This window comes from Paenibacillus sp. 1182 (assembly GCF_017833915.1).
Taxonomy (GTDB): Bacteria; Bacillota; Bacilli; order Paenibacillales; family Paenibacillaceae; genus Paenibacillus; species Paenibacillus polymyxa_D.
This window is the reverse complement of record NZ_JAFICR010000011.1, coordinates 54,395-73,294: the sequence shown is the minus strand read 5'-3', so window position 1 is coordinate 73,294 and position 18,900 is coordinate 54,395. Positions and strand designations below refer to the sequence as shown.

Annotated in this window: 15 protein-coding genes; 2 read left to right on the top strand and 13 right to left on the bottom strand. The window is 42.8% G+C overall.

All coding sequences use genetic code 11. The features are described from left to right. Nucleotides 1–65 precede the first annotated feature (65 nt). From JOD82_RS20825 to JOD82_RS20800, 6 genes are all read right to left on the bottom strand, one after another. Entirely contained in the window at nt 66–3,176 is a 3,111-nt protein-coding gene (locus JOD82_RS20825; protein ID WP_209949872.1) for an efflux RND transporter permease subunit, read from the bottom strand. Next, complete coding sequence (locus JOD82_RS20820; protein WP_209949871.1) at nt 3,173–4,594, bottom strand: efflux RND transporter periplasmic adaptor subunit; 1,422 nt, start codon at nt 4,592–4,594, stop codon at nt 3,173–3,175. Before JOD82_RS20820 ends, JOD82_RS20825 begins: the two co-directional genes overlap by 4 nt. A gap of 172 nt (nt 4,595–4,766) precedes the next feature. Continuing rightward, the gene (locus JOD82_RS20815; protein ID WP_209949870.1) at nt 4,767–5,417 is read right to left on the bottom strand and encodes a response regulator; all 651 of its coding nucleotides are present in this window, start codon (nt 5,415–5,417) and stop codon (nt 4,767–4,769) included. Then, entirely contained in the window at nt 5,414–6,652 is a 1,239-nt protein-coding gene (locus JOD82_RS20810; protein ID WP_209949869.1) for a sensor histidine kinase, read from the bottom strand. The genes JOD82_RS20815 and JOD82_RS20810 overlap by 4 nt, the downstream gene beginning before the upstream one ends. Nucleotides 6,653–6,904: 252 nt before the next feature. Beyond that, on the bottom strand, nt 6,905–7,075 hold the full coding sequence (locus JOD82_RS20805; RefSeq protein WP_209949868.1) for a hypothetical protein: 171 nt from the start codon (nt 7,073–7,075) through the stop codon (nt 6,905–6,907). Between the two features lie 18 nt (nt 7,076–7,093). Next, complete coding sequence (locus JOD82_RS20800; RefSeq protein ID WP_016820419.1) at nt 7,094–7,288, bottom strand: H-type small acid-soluble spore protein; 195 nt, start codon at nt 7,286–7,288, stop codon at nt 7,094–7,096. Nucleotides 7,289–7,487: 199 nt separating this feature from the next. Here JOD82_RS20800 and JOD82_RS20795 point away from each other — a divergent pair, with 199 nt between their 5' ends. After that, nucleotides 7,488–8,675 carry a macrolide family glycosyltransferase gene (locus JOD82_RS20795; RefSeq protein ID WP_029519354.1) on the top strand — a complete coding sequence of 396 codons (1,188 nt, stop codon included), beginning with the start codon at nt 7,488–7,490 and terminating at the stop codon, nt 8,673–8,675. Between the two features lie 75 nt (nt 8,676–8,750). On the opposite strand, the gene JOD82_RS20790 is transcribed toward JOD82_RS20795, so the two are convergent. From JOD82_RS20790 to JOD82_RS20765, 6 genes are all read right to left on the bottom strand, one after another. Further along, a complete protein-coding gene (locus JOD82_RS20790) occupies nt 8,751–10,166 on the bottom strand; it encodes a glycoside hydrolase family 32 protein (protein WP_029519355.1) in 1,416 nt (471 codons plus the stop codon). Between the two features lie 83 nt (nt 10,167–10,249). Beyond that, the gene (locus JOD82_RS20785) at nt 10,250–11,077 is read right to left on the bottom strand and encodes a carbohydrate ABC transporter permease (RefSeq protein WP_029519357.1); all 828 of its coding nucleotides are present in this window, start codon (nt 11,075–11,077) and stop codon (nt 10,250–10,252) included. Next, nucleotides 11,077–11,961, bottom strand: coding sequence for a carbohydrate ABC transporter permease (locus tag JOD82_RS20780; protein ID WP_029519358.1), 885 nt, complete (start codon nt 11,959–11,961; stop codon nt 11,077–11,079). The genes JOD82_RS20785 and JOD82_RS20780 overlap by 1 nt, the downstream gene beginning before the upstream one ends. 59 nt (nt 11,962–12,020) lie before the next feature. After that, nucleotides 12,021–13,346 (bottom strand): ABC transporter substrate-binding protein, encoded by a 1,326-nt coding sequence (locus JOD82_RS20775; protein WP_029519359.1) that lies wholly within the window; start codon nt 13,344–13,346, stop codon nt 12,021–12,023. 164 nt (nt 13,347–13,510) lie between these two features. Then, nucleotides 13,511–14,488, bottom strand: a complete 978-nt coding sequence (locus JOD82_RS20770) for a LacI family DNA-binding transcriptional regulator (RefSeq protein WP_069011602.1) — start codon at nt 14,486–14,488, stop codon at nt 13,511–13,513. A gap of 178 nt (nt 14,489–14,666) precedes the next feature. Next, on the bottom strand, nt 14,667–16,013 hold the full coding sequence (locus JOD82_RS20765) for a cellulase family glycosylhydrolase (RefSeq protein WP_069011603.1): 1,347 nt from the start codon (nt 16,011–16,013) through the stop codon (nt 14,667–14,669). Between the two features lie 385 nt (nt 16,014–16,398). On the opposite strand from JOD82_RS20765, the gene bglS reads away from it, so the two are divergent. After that, nucleotides 16,399–17,112, top strand: a complete 714-nt coding sequence (gene bglS / locus JOD82_RS20760) for a beta-glucanase (protein ID WP_029519363.1) — start codon at nt 16,399–16,401, stop codon at nt 17,110–17,112. Nucleotides 17,113–18,351: 1,239 nt separating this feature from the next. Here the strand turns inward: bglS and JOD82_RS20755 are convergent. Then, nucleotides 18,352–18,858: a hypothetical protein gene (locus tag JOD82_RS20755; protein ID WP_209949867.1), complete on the bottom strand. Its 507-nt coding sequence runs from the start codon at nt 18,856–18,858 to the stop codon at nt 18,352–18,354. Between the last annotated feature and the right edge of the window lie 42 nt (nt 18,859–18,900).

The following is an 18,900-nucleotide window of genomic DNA, read 5'->3' as shown; positions in this document are numbered from 1 at the left end:
AATGAAATAAAAAAACCGTACATTAAGACTCTCGCCTAATGTACGATCCTGTATTATATATTTACCTACAAGGTCAATGAACTATCGCTATTTATAGCCTTTTGCTTCTTATGCTTCCGTTTCAGCTTCAGATGAGCTACGACCATATACAGCGTCGGAACTACAAACAATGTTAAAATAGTTGAAAAAATCAGTCCGAAAATAATGGTTGTTGCCAACGGTTTGAACAAGATCTCCCCGATTGTGGCAATAGGAATCATACCCACAATGGCAGTTAGCGAAGTAAGCAAGATCGGACGGAAACGGGCAGAGCATGCCATTAGAATGGCGTCTGTTAAATCAGCGCCTTCACGCCGCGCATCTTCAATAAACTCTATCAGCACGATACCGTTACGCACGACGATACCAGCAAGTGAAATGATCCCCATAATACTCATGAATCCAATGGGCATCCCTGAAATAAAACTTCCAAGGATTCCCCCTGCCGCTGCCAGATAAACAGTAGTCATAATAATGAGCGGTGTGGACACCGAGTAAAACTGCATGGTGATCAAGAGGAGAATAAGGAAAATAACAATAACAGCTAATTTGCCCAAGTCCTTAAACATATCAGACTGCGCAGATGTTTCCCCTCCCATCTCCCAGGTGTAGCCTGGTTCAAACTGGGTATTTGTAAGTTTGCTACGGATATCATTAGTGAGTTCTGTAGCCGTACGCCCGTTACCATTGGCTGAGATCGTTACCGTCCGTTCCAGATCATAACGGTGGATTTGTTGGATGGAAAAGTCCGGTTTCATCGTGGCTAATTGGGATAAAGGTATTTGCTCCCGTGCCGCATTGTTCACACTTAATTGTTGGAATAATACCTCAGGATCTTGGTTTGGTTTGTTCATGTATATATTGACATCAAGCAATTCCTTACCCGTATCAAAATCCGTTACATTCACCCCGTCACCCATTAATAGCAAAGTACGCGTTAAATCGGAATAACTAACCTGATATTTATCCAAGGCTTGCTGATTGATTTGGAAATTCAGATTATAGCTTTGCATACCCATATTATCGGTCACATCTACAGCTCCGGGGGTCCCCGCAACCATTTCTTTGACTTTAGTTGTCATGTTTTGCAGCTTATCAATATCTTCTCCTTTAATACGGATAGACACCGCACTGCCGACCGGAATACCTAATTGGGGAACACGAATGCTGATTAATGCAGATGGATATTTAGCTTGTAGCGTATGGGTCCAGTTATCTACTGTTTTTTTGAGATCAAATATCCCCTCTTTCCCAACGACAGCAATTTGGCCGTTGACCGCTCCCCCAGAGCCATGACCGCCTGCAACATCACTATACAGCTGAGGCGCTCCTCCACCTGCCGTTGCCGCCAGCCGCTCTGTTTCTGGCTGTTTTTTGACCCAGCTCCCAATCTCGTTTACAACTTGATTGGTTGCCTGCAACGACGTTCCTTCTGGCATCGTTACGCTAATCGTGGCATCCGCTTGATCGGAATCCGGAAATAATTCAATGGGAACAACAGCAAGTAGTCCATAAGCTGCTGTACCCATCATAAGACCAATAAGCGCTGTTAACAGTGGACGTCGCAGTATTCTAGGCATCCAGTTTTTAGAGTACACATTGGATAGAGATTGTATTTGATTCCCCAGAAGTCCAGGTGGCTTAACTGTCTTACTACTCTCTTTTCCTTTACGACGTTGATCGTACCATTGACGGAAAATAGGAATAATTGTTAACGACATAATCATGGATGCCAGCATCGTTAACGAAATAACGGTAGGTATCGGTTTAATAAAGTCACCAATAGTGCCCGGCAGGAATAAAAGCGGGGCAAATGCCGCAACCGTAGCTAGCGTAGCTGTAATGATCGATAAGGATACCTCTTTCGTCCCTTTAATGGCCGCCTCCGTAGCATCTTCCCCAAATTCAGAGCGTCGGCGTTCAATGTTGTCATTGACCACGACGGCATCATCAACCAATATCCCTAATACGATAATTAATCCGATGACTGAAATTTGATTCAGCGTGATTCCTGTTGTGGGTAAGAAAATAAAGCCGATGGCGATGGAAACAGGAATGGCCAAGGCCACAAATGCAGAAGTCAGCAAATTTAAACCTAATGTACATATAACAATGACCGATATAATAGCGATGATCATCTCTTTGGTCAGGTTTCCAAACATTTCATCGACTCGATCATTTTGCGCAAAAAGTAGCTCAAAATGTACATTCTTCGGCAAACCGCTCACAAGTTCATTGATTTTGGCTGTAGTCGCCTTAGATACCGTTGGCACGTCTGTGCCTGTATCTCCGCTCACACTGATCGAAATAGCAGGCTTGTTATTCACATACGTATAACTAGTCGCTTTTTTAAAAACAAGTGAGGCTGTCCCTACATCCTTCAGAGATATCGGGAATCCATCGTCATTGCTTGAAATCTGGACGTTATTTAGAATGGATGGATCGGTAGAGGCATTTACCGTCAGCTGATAAGTACGCTCATTGAAATCCATACTTCCTGTAGGAACTCTTTCATTCTCATTTTTGATTGCTTGAACAACCTGCTCCCAGGAGATGTTATATTGTTGCATCTTTTGTGTGTCTAAACTAATTCGTACTTCTTGATCTGGTATTCCTTGAATATTAACTTGCGAAACACCCGAGACCGTTTTTAATTGATCTTTCCATTTGTTCATCAATTCATTTAACGCGTATAAATTCTCAATTTTATCAGAAGTAATCGCGTATGAACCAATGAAAGAGCTTGTCATGCTATCATTAATAATGGGCTGCATCGCATCTGCTGGAAGCTCAGACTGTGCATCCTGTACCTTTGTACGAAGATCAGCCCACACCTTTGTCGGGTCCGCATCTTCAAAAGCATCTATCATTATACTAGATTGTCCTTTAGATGAAGTGGAAGAAATCGTTTTGACACCTTGTACGGCTTTAATTTTCTGTTCCATGACCTTAGTAATGGTTTGCTCGATTCTTTCGGGTGAAGCGCCTGGATAGATGGTTGTAACACTGGCTGACAAAGGAATAACATCAGGCTGCTCCTGTTTAGGTAACGATGTAAAATTGTAGAGCCCTAGCACAATGCACATGGCGAAGAAAATGAGTGTAATTTTTTGCTTTTTAACGATATATTTAATCATTCGGACGACTCCTCCGATTTCCCAGGTACACCATTCCCAAGTAAATCACCATTAAATAAGGTTCCTGCTCCTTGCGTAACGATTTGATCTCCTGCCTGTAGCCCAGAGACCACTTCGAGCTGATTATTAGTCACTTTCCCCAGTTTAATCGGTGTTTTGACAGCTTTTCCATTTACAGCTTTAAAGACATAAGGATCATTTCCCGTACTAATTACGGCCTCTACGGGCACTAAAAGCGCTTCGTTTTGATTTAGGCTTTTAGATGCGCTGATGACTTGACCAGGCTTCCAATTCAGTTCGGGATTGGGAATGCTAACTTCCACATTGATGCTTCCCGTTTTGGAGTTAGTCGATGGATAGATCTGGGTGACGGTTCCTGTTCTCATTTCATCGTAGAGAGATATATTAACTTTTTGGTTTTTCTTCCACGATAAGATTTCACTGTCTGGTACGGGGAGGAGTACTTTTAAAGTCTTGATATTTCCGACAACAAATGCCTCACTTCCACTGGAGCCCAGTTGACCATCAGATATCTTTTTTTCAATCACAACACCAGTGATCGGGGAGGTTAAAGTCGCTTTTTTCAGTGACAAGGATGACTGTTCATAAGCAGCCAATGCATCCTCATAGGTAGCCTGTGCCTGAGCTTTACTGGCTAGCCCTTGTTGTATAGTAGCCCTAGCCGATTCCAGCCCTGCTCTGGCCTGATCTACGCCGGCCGAAGCTTGGGCACGCTGTTCCTGGGATGCCCCTGCAAGCAAAAGAGACAATTTCTCTTGCGCATCACTTAAGCTTTTTTGTGCGTTTGCTAATTCCAGCTGCGCATTCTCATTTTCCGTTAAAGATACCGCACCTGCCTGGAATAGACTTTGGGAGCGTGCGGCATCCGCTTTCTTCTTGTTATAATTATTAGTTGCTACAGTAACCGCATTTTGAGACTGTGCTATCTCCTGCTTTTTGGCGCCATTGTTCAATTCCTGCAATTTGGATTGGGCCGCATTGACCTGGGATTGCGAACTATGAATGCCCGCCTGTGCCGATTGGACAGAAGCCTCCGCTTGGCTAACACCAGCCTTTGCCTTTTCCATGGTTGCCTTGGCCCGATCCAGCTGCAACTGGTAAGTGGATGTATCTAACTTCGCAAGGACGCTCCCTTTTTCTACTGAATCCCCAACCTCAACCATGGTGTTCAATATACGTCCATCCGCTTCAAAGGAAACAATGGCCTCATTACTTGCCTGCAATGTACCCGCCAAATTAAAATCATTGGCCAAAGGTTTCATTGCAAGTTTCTCCACTTTTACCGGGTGACTGGCTTCTGTTACAGAGTTCTCCGTTGCACTGGAGCAACCGGAAGCTACGATAGCTAATGCAACCCCTGCAATCATTATCCTAATTCCTTTTTTCTTCAACTTCATGTCATCCTCCCTGATTCTCTCTTCTAAAGGTGCTATCAGCAACCCGTGGGTCAAGTAAACTTTTTCATCCTTTTTTCATGTTATAACAATGAACAAACAAAAAAATCGTACAAAGGGGCAAGCACCTTATGTACGACTGGGCAAATAAATAACATATTTTCAGTTATTATTTCTAAAGCTGTAAAATACCACGTTCCAACGAAACAGCAACGGCTTCAGATCTGGAATCAACACCAAGCTTGTTATAAATATTCGTTAAATGTGCCTTTACGGTACGCTCGGAAATTCCCATATCAAACGCAATTTCCTTACTTTTAAAACCATGTGCAACAGACTTTAATATATGTCTTTCCTTATCAGTCAGAACTAAGTTTCTTTCATGTGACTTTGCCTCAGCTTCTCTCTTATTCGTGGCAGCAAATACCCTTGCTGTTATTTCTGGCTGAAGCAGCGTTTCACCCCTTAGCGCAGACTCAATCGTGCGAAATAGGTTTTCCCGACTGGTATCTTTCAACAAATATCCTTTTGCTCCCAAAGAGAGTCCTTTAATCATTAAATCATCTTCGTTATAGGTCGTCAGGATAATGACTGGCGTTTCATTTTGTTTTTCTCTGAGGGCCTTCATGGTTTCCAAACCACTCATTTGCGGCATATATAAATCCAACAGGATGATATCCGGCTGAAGTTCTTCGATCAATTTAAGAGCCGTTACACCTTCTCCAGCCTCACCAATCACTTCATAGCTGTCATTGGTCTCCAGCACCAGCTTTAATCCTTCTCTAACTACCCAATGATCATCGACGATTAAAATCTTGTATTTCATAATAGGTCTCCTTTAGTAAGAGGCGCCTCTATTTTTATAGCCGTACCTTCTTGAAATATACTGTTGATATTTATTTTTCCACCCAGCATCCGTACACGTTCATGTATACCTATTATTCCGTAATGCCCTGTTTGCTTGGCAATAATATCCGTATCAAATCCTTTTCCATCATCACGAATCTCGATTTCAATCTTGCCTTCGTTATCCAAAATACTTATCCATACAGTATTCGCATGTGAATGCTTCGCTACGTTGGTTAAACACTCGCTTATAATAAACAATCCATGTTCGAACACCAGTCTGGGAACCGAAGCTTTAATTTTGATGTTGCGGATTACACGAATGCTCGTAGCCATTGTGAATCGCTGTATTTCTTCCTCCACGGCTTCTGCAAAATCAACTTCCGAGATGGTTTTTGAACGCAGATTGTCTATAGCTCGCCTTGAATCAGACAATGTTCTTCGCACTTGTGACATCGATTGTTGGACGATCTCCTGAGCTCTTTGCGTACTTCCTTTTGTCAGATGAGCATCAATGGCTTCAAGTTGCATGATTAGCCCAGCAAGTCCCTGCGCCAGCGTATCATGAAGATCACGGGCCATACGTTGTCGTTCGTTAGCGATTGTAAGTTCTTCGACCTTTTGATGTGCGATTTCAAGTTCTTTAAGAACGTTTTGCGTTCGGATTCGTGCTTGAACTTGTTTGAGAAAAAGAATGGCATAAGCTACTATAACAACTGCAATGAGAAAAAATAGCGGGATGAACAATACAAATTGCCTGCCATCATTATGCCAGACTACAGCCACACAAAAAAGTACATAGGAAATCAAAAATACAAGAATGACCTTAAGCGGCTTGTAATAAATACCTATACTCTGACCCACCAAAATTGGCATTAACCCAACCAGCACAATGGAGAAACTGTCAGGTAGAAGAAATGCACTTGAAAAGATCAATCCCCCTTGCACAACAAAATAAGCCCATGAAAAATATTTTGCAACTCTTTGAGCATGCAAGTACAAGAGGATGTGTAATATGACGATTACAGTAAATAAGACACTTTGCAGCAGATTTAGACCACTAGACAAATGTTGAAGAATGACAGACTCACTATAAATTATAAAAATCCATATTATAGTTAATACTTTTGAAATATCTTTCTTCTCAAATTCACCTTCACTTTCACTTATTTCCGGATCTACATTCTGGACCTGTACATTGAATTCATCGTTCATAATTCCCTCCTACAATTCTAAATTCGGCTTTTCGACTTAATAGAGATAATGGCACTATGACGGCCTAGTCCATTTAGTTTGAACAGAAATCATTTATATATTATTTTACAAAAAAACGAAAAGAAAAAAACGTACACATGGGCAGCTTCACTTGTACGTTTGGGCATTGAATACTTTTTGTTTGATACCATCCAAGTTATGCGTCATATAAAAAGCACGCAGCAGGTTATCCTGTGCGCGCTTGACCACTTACTATTCTTCTTCCAACTCATCTGGTACATCGTATTTATTGATATGTGAAGTCATTGCTGCAACAGCTTCGCTGGCATCCGTTGTGGCCGGTACTTCTCTGACCACATCATCCGTCTGATCACGAAAGTTCAAACGATCTGCCTCAATCTCTTTCTGTTGGGTCGGTTTCATTTTTCACGTCGCTCCTTTCTATTCAAGGGTCTGATCTCGTTCTGTTAACGCGTACAAAGGTACTTCCCGTTCTTCTTCCGGGTTGTTCAGCGCATAGATCCGTGCCGTCTCACGCTGTTCATTCACATGCTGAATATAAATGGGTAGCCCATCACACAACACATTCGCCATTATGGAAGAAGACGCTATTTCTTGCGCTCTTTGAACATTCACTTAGAAAAAACCTCCCTTGCTAAGTAGAGTTCCCCCTTACTATGCACGAGGTAAATATTTGTTATACATATTTCATGCCAACATGTGTTTCACGATCTTGAAAGGATATCATTTGAAAAAATAAATATTATTGTTATTATGGATTGAGAGATTCAGTGAAAACTGCAATCTTAATTGTAGAGAAAAGGAGTAATGATGAATGTTAAACATATTAATGGTTAACTTTCCGGCAGAAGGACATGTGAACCCTACGATTGGGATGACGCAAGCCTTTGCAGCACGAGGGGACCAAGTACATTACATTACAACTGAGAAATACAAGGACAGACTCGAAGCAGTTGGAGCGAAGGTTCACCTGCATTCTGATCTGGTCAGGACCGCTTCTATTGATTCCAATACTCCGGATGGGTTGAGTGCATTTATGAAAATTCATATTCAGACTTCGCTGGACATATTAGCAATTACTCAGCAACTGTCTAAAAGCATTGATTTTGACTTTGTATTCTATGATAGATTCGGAGCTGGCGAGTTAGTTAGAGACTATTTGAAAATCCCTGGTATTGCTTCCTCCCCATCTTTTCTGATTTCACAGAATCGGATGGCTACCAATCTCTTTCGCTTTAATGAAAAAGAGCCGTTTCAACTTGATGAACATGCCACGACCTCACTGCAGCTCATGAAAGAAAGGTTCGGTGTTGCTCCCGAAAATATGGTTCAATTTATGAGCAATACAGGGGCTTTGAATGTTGTATATACCAGTCGATATTTCCAACCAGACGGTGAACAGTATGGTGACGAGAATCTCTTTATTGGTCCCAGCTTTCCAGAACGTAAAGGGGAAAATTCATTTCCACTGGACAGACTAGAGGATAAAAAGGTTTTGTATATTTCGATGGGAACTGTTCTGGACCATACTGAAGACTTTTTTAACACCTGTATTGAAGCTTTTTCCGATTTTGAAGGTATCGTCGTGATTGCAGCTGGCGAGAAAGCTGACTTTACGAAAATCAATCCGGCGCCAGAGCACTTTATCATCTCGCCCTATGTTCCCCAATTGGAGGTATTACGTCATTCAGATGTGTTTATTACTCATGGTGGAATGAATAGTGTAAATGAAGGAATTCACTTTAACGTACCCTTGGTTGTACTGCCGCAGGACAAGGATCAGCCCATGGTCGCGCAGCGGTTAACAGAACTTCAAGCTGGCTATCGCATAACCAAAGACCACATCAATGTACAATCGTTAAGAGATGCCGTACATGAGGTACTGTCGAACGCAACGTATAAAGAGGGCGTACAAAAAATAAATGATAGCTTCCAGCAATCTGGCGGTACAGAAGAAGCCCTCGCAAAAATTGATGCCTATCTTCAAAATAAGCTTGTGTAAATCACACGATTACAATTCTACAAAAAAACAGGAGCCCTGACCATCAAGGGTCGGGTTCCTGTTTATCATGCATTTCTATGTGGAGATATCCCACTTCTGAAACGAAGCCATCGTACACTTTCCGCTCGTGAACGCTCGAATGCCTGTAGATTCTGCTCCCGGATACACTCTTCCTGTGAGGACGTATTCACCGTCGCCGATGAATATTTCCACCGAGCTTTTATCGACAAAAATCCGAAGCTCCAGACGGCCCTCGTTTAAGTTTAAAGGCACTCTTCTCTCTCCGCCCGGGCCTATACCTGCACGCTCACGGTTAAAACGGAACAGACCGTCATCGGGACGATACGAGAGTACAGTCTCCTCTTCGTCGCCCACTCGCAGCTTCAAGCCGAATTCATTGGTGTTACTGGCTTCGAACTCAAATACCGCCTTCAGTTCGTAGCTATCTCCGAACGTTTCCATGATCTGCTCGCCTGTCAGCAAGATATCCCGCTGTTCGAACAGATTGGATCGGTAATTTTCCACCTCTTCAAGCGGACGGAACAGCAATCTGTCGTGGTCGATAACCGCTTCCCGCGGAAGACTCATTGCACCCGCCCAATGGTGCCCTTGCTGGGTCGGCATCTCCGACTCCCACATATCCATCCATCCGATGACGATTCGCCGCCCTTTATCATCCAAGGTTGACTGCGGGGCATAGAAATCGAATCCGTGATCTACCTGAGCATACCGCTCTGCCGTAAATGTTCCAGCCTCCGCATTGAAATCACCTATACCGTACATGGTGGAATGCAGATTGCGGTATGCTTCTCCCTGAGGGGGCATGCGCTGTGGAGACAGCATAAATACGTGCCGACCGCCAAGCGGGAACAAATCCGGACACTCCCAATTATCGCCGAAACGTCCGTCACTCACGGCTAGTACATTGACATACGTCCAGCTTTTCAGGTCTTCAGAACGATAAAGCAGTACAAGTCCGTTCCCTTGGGCATCATTAGAACCAAGAACGGCGTAATATTGATCTTCGTGCCTGAACACCTTAGGGTCACGGAAGTCTTTACGGCTGATCGTGTCCGGTACGGCGTCATAACCGATGACCGGATTGCCCTCCCACTTTTCGAATGTCACCCCGTCCTCCGATACTGCAATCCCTTGTGACTGCTTGTAATCCTGATCCTTGTCAGGCCCGGTTACAACATGTCCGGTATACATCAGGACAAGCTTCCCGTCCTGCTCTATCGCACTGCCAGAGAAGCAGCCATCCTGGTCGAACTCGCCGTCCGGTGCCAAAGCGACCGGTAGATAATCCCACTTCATAAGATCGCGGCTGACTGCATGTCCCCAGTGCATCGGTCCCCATACTGATTTATACGGGTAATGTTGATAGAACAAGTGATACTGCCCGTTATATTGAATGAAGCCGTTCGGATCATTCATCCAGCCGAATTCAGCCATTAAATGGTAGTTCAGCCGATAATCCGGCCGAAGCATATGCTTCGATTGGGAAATAAATTGATCTGCACGCTCTCTCGTATACGTTCTAGTCTGTTTGATAAGGCATCCTACTCCTACAATTATTTAATCGAACCTTGCATAACACCCTGAATAATATACTTCTGGGCGAACAGATAGATGATAATGATCGGAAATATCGTCAGTACCAAACTTGCCATCAATGGACCATAATCCACTGTATAGGTTCCATAAAAGTTATACGTGGACAACGGAAGTGTCCTTTGCTCCGGATCGACCAGAATGAGGGAAGGCAGCAGAAAATCATTCCAGATCCACAGCACATTGAGAATGGAAATGGTGGCAGTCGTGGGCATCAGTACCGGAAACACGATCCGGAAGAATGTTTGAACCCGCGTGCAGCCGTCAATTAGCGCCGCTTCCTCCAGTTCTTTTGGAATACTCTTTACGAAACCATGATAAATGAAGACGGCCAGCGAGCTACCAAAACCGATATACATATAAATCAGCGACCACTTACTGTTCAGCAGATCAAGTGACCCGTAGATTTTCACCAATGGAATCATGATAGCCTGGAATGGAATGATCATGGATGCAACCATCAGCATAAATGTATATTGGTTGAACTTGGTGTTGTTTCTGACAAAATAATGAGCCGTCATCGCCGCAAACAGCGATATAAACAGAACGCTTAACACCGTTATGACCAATGAGTTGGTGAAGGCAGCGATGTAATTCATTTTATCAAATGCATTCATATAATTGACCATACTGAAGCTCTCTGGAAGCGATAACGGATTTGAGGTGATGGCCATGTTTTCTTTGAACGAATTGATCAGCAGAAAGACGAACGGTACGATGAACAATATGAGTATGACTGTCAGCACAATGAATTTGATTACGGAGGAAGCAACTCTTTTTCTTGTCATTACGCCTCCACCTCCAACTTCTTACTAAAATAAACCTGAAGCAGAGTGATGAGAGCAACCATCAGGAACAACACGAATGCTTCTGCTTGCCCCACACCATAATCACGGGAAAGGAATGCCTTTTCATACACATGCATCGACACCATTTGAGTACTGCTGAACGGCCCACCTTTCGTGAGCGCAAGGTTCACGTCATAGACCATAAATCCGCGTTGCAGGGACAAAAATATACATACGATGAAAGAAGGAACCATCAAGGGCAATACCATTTTCCGCAGTCTGGTCCAGCTGTTTGCCCCATCAATGCTTGCGGCCTCCATAATATCATTCGGCACACCCGTCAATCCCGCGATGTAAATGACCATCATGTAACCCGCGTTCTGCCACACCGTTACAATCACGAGTGCCCAGAACGCTTTGTCGGGATCAGCCAGCCAAGTCGTGCTGAGCGACTGTATACTGGCATGTTGTCCCAAATAGACAAGCACGTTGTTGAATATAAACTGCCAGATAAAACCGAGTACAATGCCCCCGACAAGGTTGGGCAGGAAAAATCCTGCCCGGAAAATACTCTGCCCTTTTAACCCTTTAGTCAGCACATAAGCCAGCATAAAAGCGATCACATTGATAAGAACAACGGTATAAAACACATACTTGAGCGTCAAGCCGAATGACTTCCAAAACTCGATATCTCTAAAAACAGCCAGATAGTTTTGGATGCCTACCAGCGATAGTGTGGTGGAAATACCATCCCAGTTTGTGAACGTCAGATAGATGCCATACAAAAATGGAATAATCATTACCGTTATGAAGGCAAACAAGGTTGGGCCCGTAAACAGTAGCCGCGTCCGCAGCCGGTTCCATACTCCTTTTTCCGTAATCATGATGATCCCTTCCTTTGTTTCGGGTTTCTCTCTCTATTCCAGGTAATTTGAAAACAACCTTATTTAACGGTTTTCCAGTAGTTTTCGATTTCTTTAACCAGTGTTGCACGATCTCCCTGTTTCGCCAGATACTTTTGCATGGAAGATCCTGTCTTAGACCAGTGGTCCGCAGGCAGCATGCTCATCGACTGCTCTGACTTGCCTTTTGCAATATAATCCTGGATGGACTTGCCAAGCGGGTCGGCCGCAGGCAGTGTAATATTTTTGAACGCCGGGATAATGTTCGCTTGGTTCACGAGGAAATCCTGGCCTTTCTCATCATATACGATCCAGTTCAGGAACTTCTTCGCCGCATCTTGCTGTTCCGGAGTAGTCTTCTCCTTGTCAATAACAATGCGCTTGGATACAGCGGACGAAATCTCCTGATTGCCGTAGTCATCGGCATTGTTACTGATGGGTACAGGCAAGAAACCATATTCTTTGTTAGCCGTATCAAAACTGTTGATTTGCGGCCATGCCCAGTTGCCCATGAACCAAATGCCAACTTCACCTTTGCCGAGCAGCTCCGGTCCGCGTTCATAAGCTCCTGCTAGCGGAGAAGCCTGATCGATGTTGTATTTCATCATGAGGTCGAATGTATCCATAAGTCCGTTAAATACAGGATTATTAGCCAAGCTAGCCTGGCCCGTTTTTAGTGACGCCATGAATTTGTCCACTTCAGCCATGTCTTTGTTCTGGCCTGCATAAGCAAGAGGCAAATAATGAGCGCCCAGAGACCAGTCCATTGGTGAAATCACCAATGCTTTCTTACCAGATGCCTCAATTTGCTGAAACAGTTTTTCAAGGTCATTTCGGGTTTTAATTGTGGTAGGATCAAAGCTTCCGCCTACCGCTTTATCTACAACGGCTTTGTTGTAAATGAATCCGTAGCCTTCAACAGCCAGCGGAAACGCATAATTTTTGCCGTCAACCGTCGTAGCTGTGGTAGCGTTTTCAACTGTGTCCTTATTCCACTTTTCTCCGCTCAGATCGAGGATACGGTCCTTGAACTTCTCCACATCACCTGTATCTAGCATGATCATGGTCGGCGGGTTTCCGGATGCGTACAAAGCGGAGGCACGCTCAAAAGGCGACCCACCAGTCGGAACCGGCTGGATTTCAACAGTAATACCCGGATTGTCTTTCTGGAAGGCCTTAGCGGCTTCCTCCAGCTGTGGAAGGATTTCGCCTTTGGAGTTCAAAAGCGTAATCTTCACATTTTTCGAATCCCCTGATCCCCCTCCAGAAGCCGAATTACCTTCTCCACCGGAGCCACCACATGCAGACACCACCATAACTAAAAGAAGCAGCATTACCATCCATTGAACTCTTTTGAATTTACTCACTGTTGTCATCCCCTTATTTATATAATGGCTCTGAACACTTAAATAAAACGCTTACAAACGGATTATATGTCAAAGGTTTAACTTGTGTCAATCGTTTGACATGTTGAATTTTTAACTTGTACTAAAAAAAATCTGTTCCCCTTGTTAGAGGAACAGATTTTCATTCAGGTCGTTGCACGCTCAATTAGTTCAACAGGCAACAGATTGACAGGTTGTACCTGCTCCCCCTCCGCCTGCCTGCGGATCAGCTCGACCGCCAGCCTGCCGATCTCTGCAATCGGCTGTCTTACCGATGTAAGTTCTGGCGTCAGCCAGGAAGCAACGCTTACATCATCGAAGCCTACAATACGCACATTCTCTGGCACATGCCTTCCAGCGCGAATATATTCTTTCAGCGCAAAAGCAGCAATAATATCACTTGTTGCGAACACCCCATCCACATCTGGATGTTCATAAACGAGTTTTGAAATGATCCGCTCGTACTCCTTCTGGTCGAACACATTCAAGTCCGTTTGAACAATCACATGCTGGACATTATGCTTACCCACCACATCCCGGAATGCTTTGGTCCGCTCATTGGACAGCATGTTCAGCTCCAGATTTCCGCAGATATGGGCAATTTTCCGGCAGCCTTTGCGAATGAGCAGCTCCGTAGCCAGCTCGCCTCCGCGATAATTATCCGAGGATATGTAAGGAATATACGGGTCAATCTGCCTATCAAACGTCACGATCGGTGAATTCAAATGTCGGTACTCTTCTACTTCTAATGTATGGCTACCCATAATGATGCCATCCACCCGGTTCCGCTTCAACATATCAATATACACTTTCTCTTTCACGGGATCCATATGTGAATTGCACAGCAGGACCTTGCAGCCATGCTGATAGGCGTAATACTCAACCTGATTGGCAAGCTCACTGAAGAAAGGATGCGAGACATTGGGAATAATAAGGCCAATAATATTGGACTGCTTACGTAGCAGAGATCGTGCTATTTCATTTGGTTGATAATTAAGTTCCTCCATTGCGTCGAACACTTTTTTGCGTGTAGTTTCGCTGATATATCCCCGGTTATTCATTACACGGGATACGGTAGTGACCGACACGCCCGCTTTTAATGCTACATCATGAATTGTCGCCATATGAACCTCTTCCCGTACAAAATAAATACATACAAACTATACTCTCTCCCCATCATTTCAACAACTTTACATAACGGAAGGCCTCATAATGGCCGTCAATCTTACACTAGTCATTTCTATAAGATAATACGACAGCCTATCCAATTGGAAAGGCTGTCGGTAGCTGAAAGTATTAACATCATTCTGATTGTGCGTCCGTCGGTGCATTAATGTATGTATCTGTAAGCACATCAGTCGGTGCATCCGCAGGCAGATTATCCGTTGCTGATTCACTGTTCTGGAGTAGTGCTCTCGGATAGGTCCGTGCACGCTCATAGTACCAGTCAAACAAGAAGCGGGCCATCGCCTGACGTCGGTTATCGCCATCCCACTTTAACCCGGCTGTTGGGTCCGCAAATGAACTCCTTGCTCCAGCTTCCAGCAGAAAGCCATTCATGTGTGCGGTCATGCTGACATTACCGGCTGCTGTAAAAATGGACTTCGTGTTTTGCCCAAATCCATTATTAGAGCCGTTAAACAAATTCCAGTACTCCGAATCGCCGGGCTGTGTTTTGAACCAGGTAAATTCTGTGATATTTATTGGATAGGCTTGAGCTGCCGCCTTAATGTTGGAATCCCATTGTGATTTTAGCTTGTCCTTGTTATCATGCGCTCCGTAGCCCGGATACCAGTGGACAGCATAGCCGTAGTTGTTCAATGGATCTATCAGCGGGTGTTTTGCCGCCGGGCTGTAAAATTGGTTGTATCCAAGTCCTGCAGCCCAGATGACATTATCCGCTCCTTTACTTCGAATCGTGGAAATGATAGAGTTTTGGAATCTTCTCAGATCATTCCAATGGTCAACAAAATCATTTTCGCCAGGATAGCCTCCCCAATGCCCATTCGCATATGACTTAATAGGCTCGTTGATCAGTTCAAACATGACGTTATCCGCGCTATTAATAGCCGGCTGCGAGGCAAGATACCCCCATATTTGATTGAATTTGTCCAGATTGGATTGTGTTGTAGCCTGGTCGTTAGCCAAAGTGAAATCAAGACCAAGGGTAACATAAATGCCCTTTGTTTTCGCATAATTGATGTATGGAATAATCACATTTTGTGTAGCTGCTTGTAAACCTGAGAAATTGTATGACCCTGCGGCCACATCTCCCATATCCTGGCGGTCAATAAACAATCGGACCTGATTCATATACCAGCCGTGGTTGCTTCCATACTTCGGTCTGGTGTCTGCAAAGGTGTCAGTGATATCCTTCAAATAAGCCAAAATTGCTGCATGACGATTGTTACCATTTAAATTGAGATAATAATTACTATTTTGATAGGTCCAGTATGCCCCCGACGGCTGATGCCAGCCACTTAAAACAACAGGTTTTCCGCTGCTGTTCACCAATTGATTGCCCCTGACATGGAGCTTTCCCATAGGCATACCTGACCATGCATCTATATGTTGGCCAAAGACCGGTGTTAAAGGCAATAAGAATACAAGTATCAGAGCTATTTTACATACCATACCTAATTTTTTCAAAGAAAGGCCTCCTCTTCAAAAATTAATTGACTATTATACCAAGAGAATAAAATGGTATAAACATGTAGTGGCTCCGCTTCCTGAGTCTATCCCATTTCAAAATCGTCATTTCCCCCCTTAATAGAATATTTTAATCCTGATTTTCATTTCTTGTATATAATTGTAGTACTTACATTTTTAAACCACAACTTGATAAAATTTAGTTTTTTTTAAATTATGCCTCAAGTGTTAAGTTTGCTATTGTGGACGACTCCATTTCAAACTACAATGAAGATACCAAATTTGAAAGCGCTTTATTTTTTCGGTAAGATGGTCAATACTTGAAATAATGTATCATCGTCATCCATTTCTTTCATGTTTGGTCAATCTTTTATGGAGGTGTAAAATGAAGAAGAAATCTTGGTTCACTTTAATGGTCACGGGCATTGTCTCTCTGTTTTTTTCGGTAAGCGTTTATGCGGGGAATGTTTTTTGGGAACCACTTAATGGTTTCAATTCGGGGGCATGGCAAAAGGCAGACGGATATTCCAATGGGAACATGTTTAATTGCACTTGGCGTGCCAATAATGTTAATTTTACGAACGATGGCAAAATGAAGCTTGGCTTAACGAGTTCTGCGTACAATAAGTTTGACTGCGGAGAGTATCGATCGACGAACACTTACAGATACGGCTTATACGAGGTCAGTATGAAGCCTGCTAAAAATACAGGGATCGTATCTTCCTTTTTTACGTATACGGGGCCTACTGATGGCACGCAATGGGATGAAATAGATATTGAATTTTTAGGCAAAGACACGACAAAAGTACAATTCAACTATTATACAAACGGTGTCGGTGGTCACGAGAAGGTTGTTGATCTGGGCTTTGATGCATCAAGAGGCTTTCACACCTATGCATTCGATTGGCAACCAGGATACATTAAGTGGTATGTTGACGGGGTTCTAAAGCATACGGCAACTACGAACATACCAAGCACGCCAGGCAAGATTATGATGAATTTATGGAATGGCACTGGTGTTGACGACTGGCTAGGTTCGTATAATGGAGCGAATCCGCTATACGCTGAATATGATTGGGTAAAATACACGAGCAATTAGGCCGTAGTATAAAAGCAGCCCTGTATGAAGTGCCCCCTTAAAGTTAGACAAATATTTTTATGCAACCAGTTGGGCATGAGTTCGGTATTGTACCGGGCTCATGCCTTTTAGTTTGAAGACGGTCAGATGCTGTATCGAAAATGGGTTACCGTGAAGTCGGCATTTTTGAAAAACAAGGGGTTATAACAGCGACAGCCAAGGACGAAAAATAATGGCAGCCTATCAGGGCTGCCACTCCAACTTGAACATAGCAAATAAGAGGACAGTTGATGGCCTCAAGTCCTATTTAAGGATTTATCACCTACTTCATCCATAGCCCACCATCGTCCAGTTTTTCTACGCTCTTTAAAAAGAAATTTACTGGCTTAGTTTTTTGAAGATGAGCACTCGTTTCAAATAGCGTCAAAGAGTTAGAAGCACCATCTACTATCGGGACTAAAACTAAACTAAACTAAACTAATCTCATCAATTAAACCTTCAACAGTGAAATTCAAACTTTCTTTTCCTCCAAAAACATAAGAGTTACCTAGCTTTTTCAAATGAGCTAAATGAGCATCCGATGCTTGTTCGGAAAGTACTTCTATAATATGATGACCGAATCGATCATCATCATTAGAAATGATGTTTTTTGTCCATCTAATTTCCTAAAAGGATCTACTGCAACTGCATAGGTTTTAGCATTGGGATTCGCTACGTAATCTGTTCTAGGGATCGTCGGAGTGTTGTCTTGATCTAAATTTATTTTTTTCCAAAAGTGAAATGTTTCTCCATGGTAATCCTGCCGCAAATCCATGCTTGTCATTCGTAACGATCATGAATTCCCTTGTATTTTTTAGTAAAATATGCCGTTCGATTCTCTTCTAAGAAATATCCAACGATTTTGCCATTTAGTGATGTTAGCATGTGACAGACAAATAATATATGGTCTCTCCAAATTAATCCTTATCAATATGTTCTCCTGTCTTTAACTTTTCTAATATTTCTTTACCATAATATTTATTTAAACCAAAGCAGCCGTGTTTTTAATAATCTTGAGTTACCCAACACTAAATCGTAGTTACCTACATTAATGTTTCTGAACAGGAAGTGTCAGGTGATAAAAAAGTCGTGAACCAAATTTGTTGATTTTACTGCGTTTGCCAGAGCACGTGATAAACACGAAAAATAAAAAGTCTGAAACTACCACAAATTACCATAAAAAGAAAGTTGGAAACTTGTACTATTACGATAATATAATTTTCATAACCATTTCCTCAATATACTGGATGTCGCATATAACGTGCTTAAATGATCCATTTTCTTTTTCAAAGAATTATCTCTAATAATCTGTCCATCTTTAGTCCATTGTCCATATATTTGAACTAACCGCCCTGTAGTTCGTGAGAGTTCAAGAAGTGCTGTCTTCAGATGCTCTTTTTGAACTAAAGTTAGGTTATTATCCATTTTTATTTTATTAAATTCTTCTATCAAATCTCTTACTAATTCATTATTCACTTCTTTCAATGAAGCCATTATATCTCTAGCTAGTTTATTAATTCTCTTTTTTTGTTCGAATGATAGCTTGATTTTACTTAATTCTTTAAATAGTGAACTTATGGAAGGTAGATTACTATTCCAGCCTCCTGATTGTAATACTGAAAAAAACGTTTCGGCATAATACCAAAAGTCTTCTCCAAGAGCTTCACGTTTCCTTTTTATCCTGTAGTCTTCGTGTGCCTTTTGTTGTTCTTCTGGTGTCATAGTCAAAAGATTAAACTCGTCTGCAACGATCGGCAATTACTTCTTTTC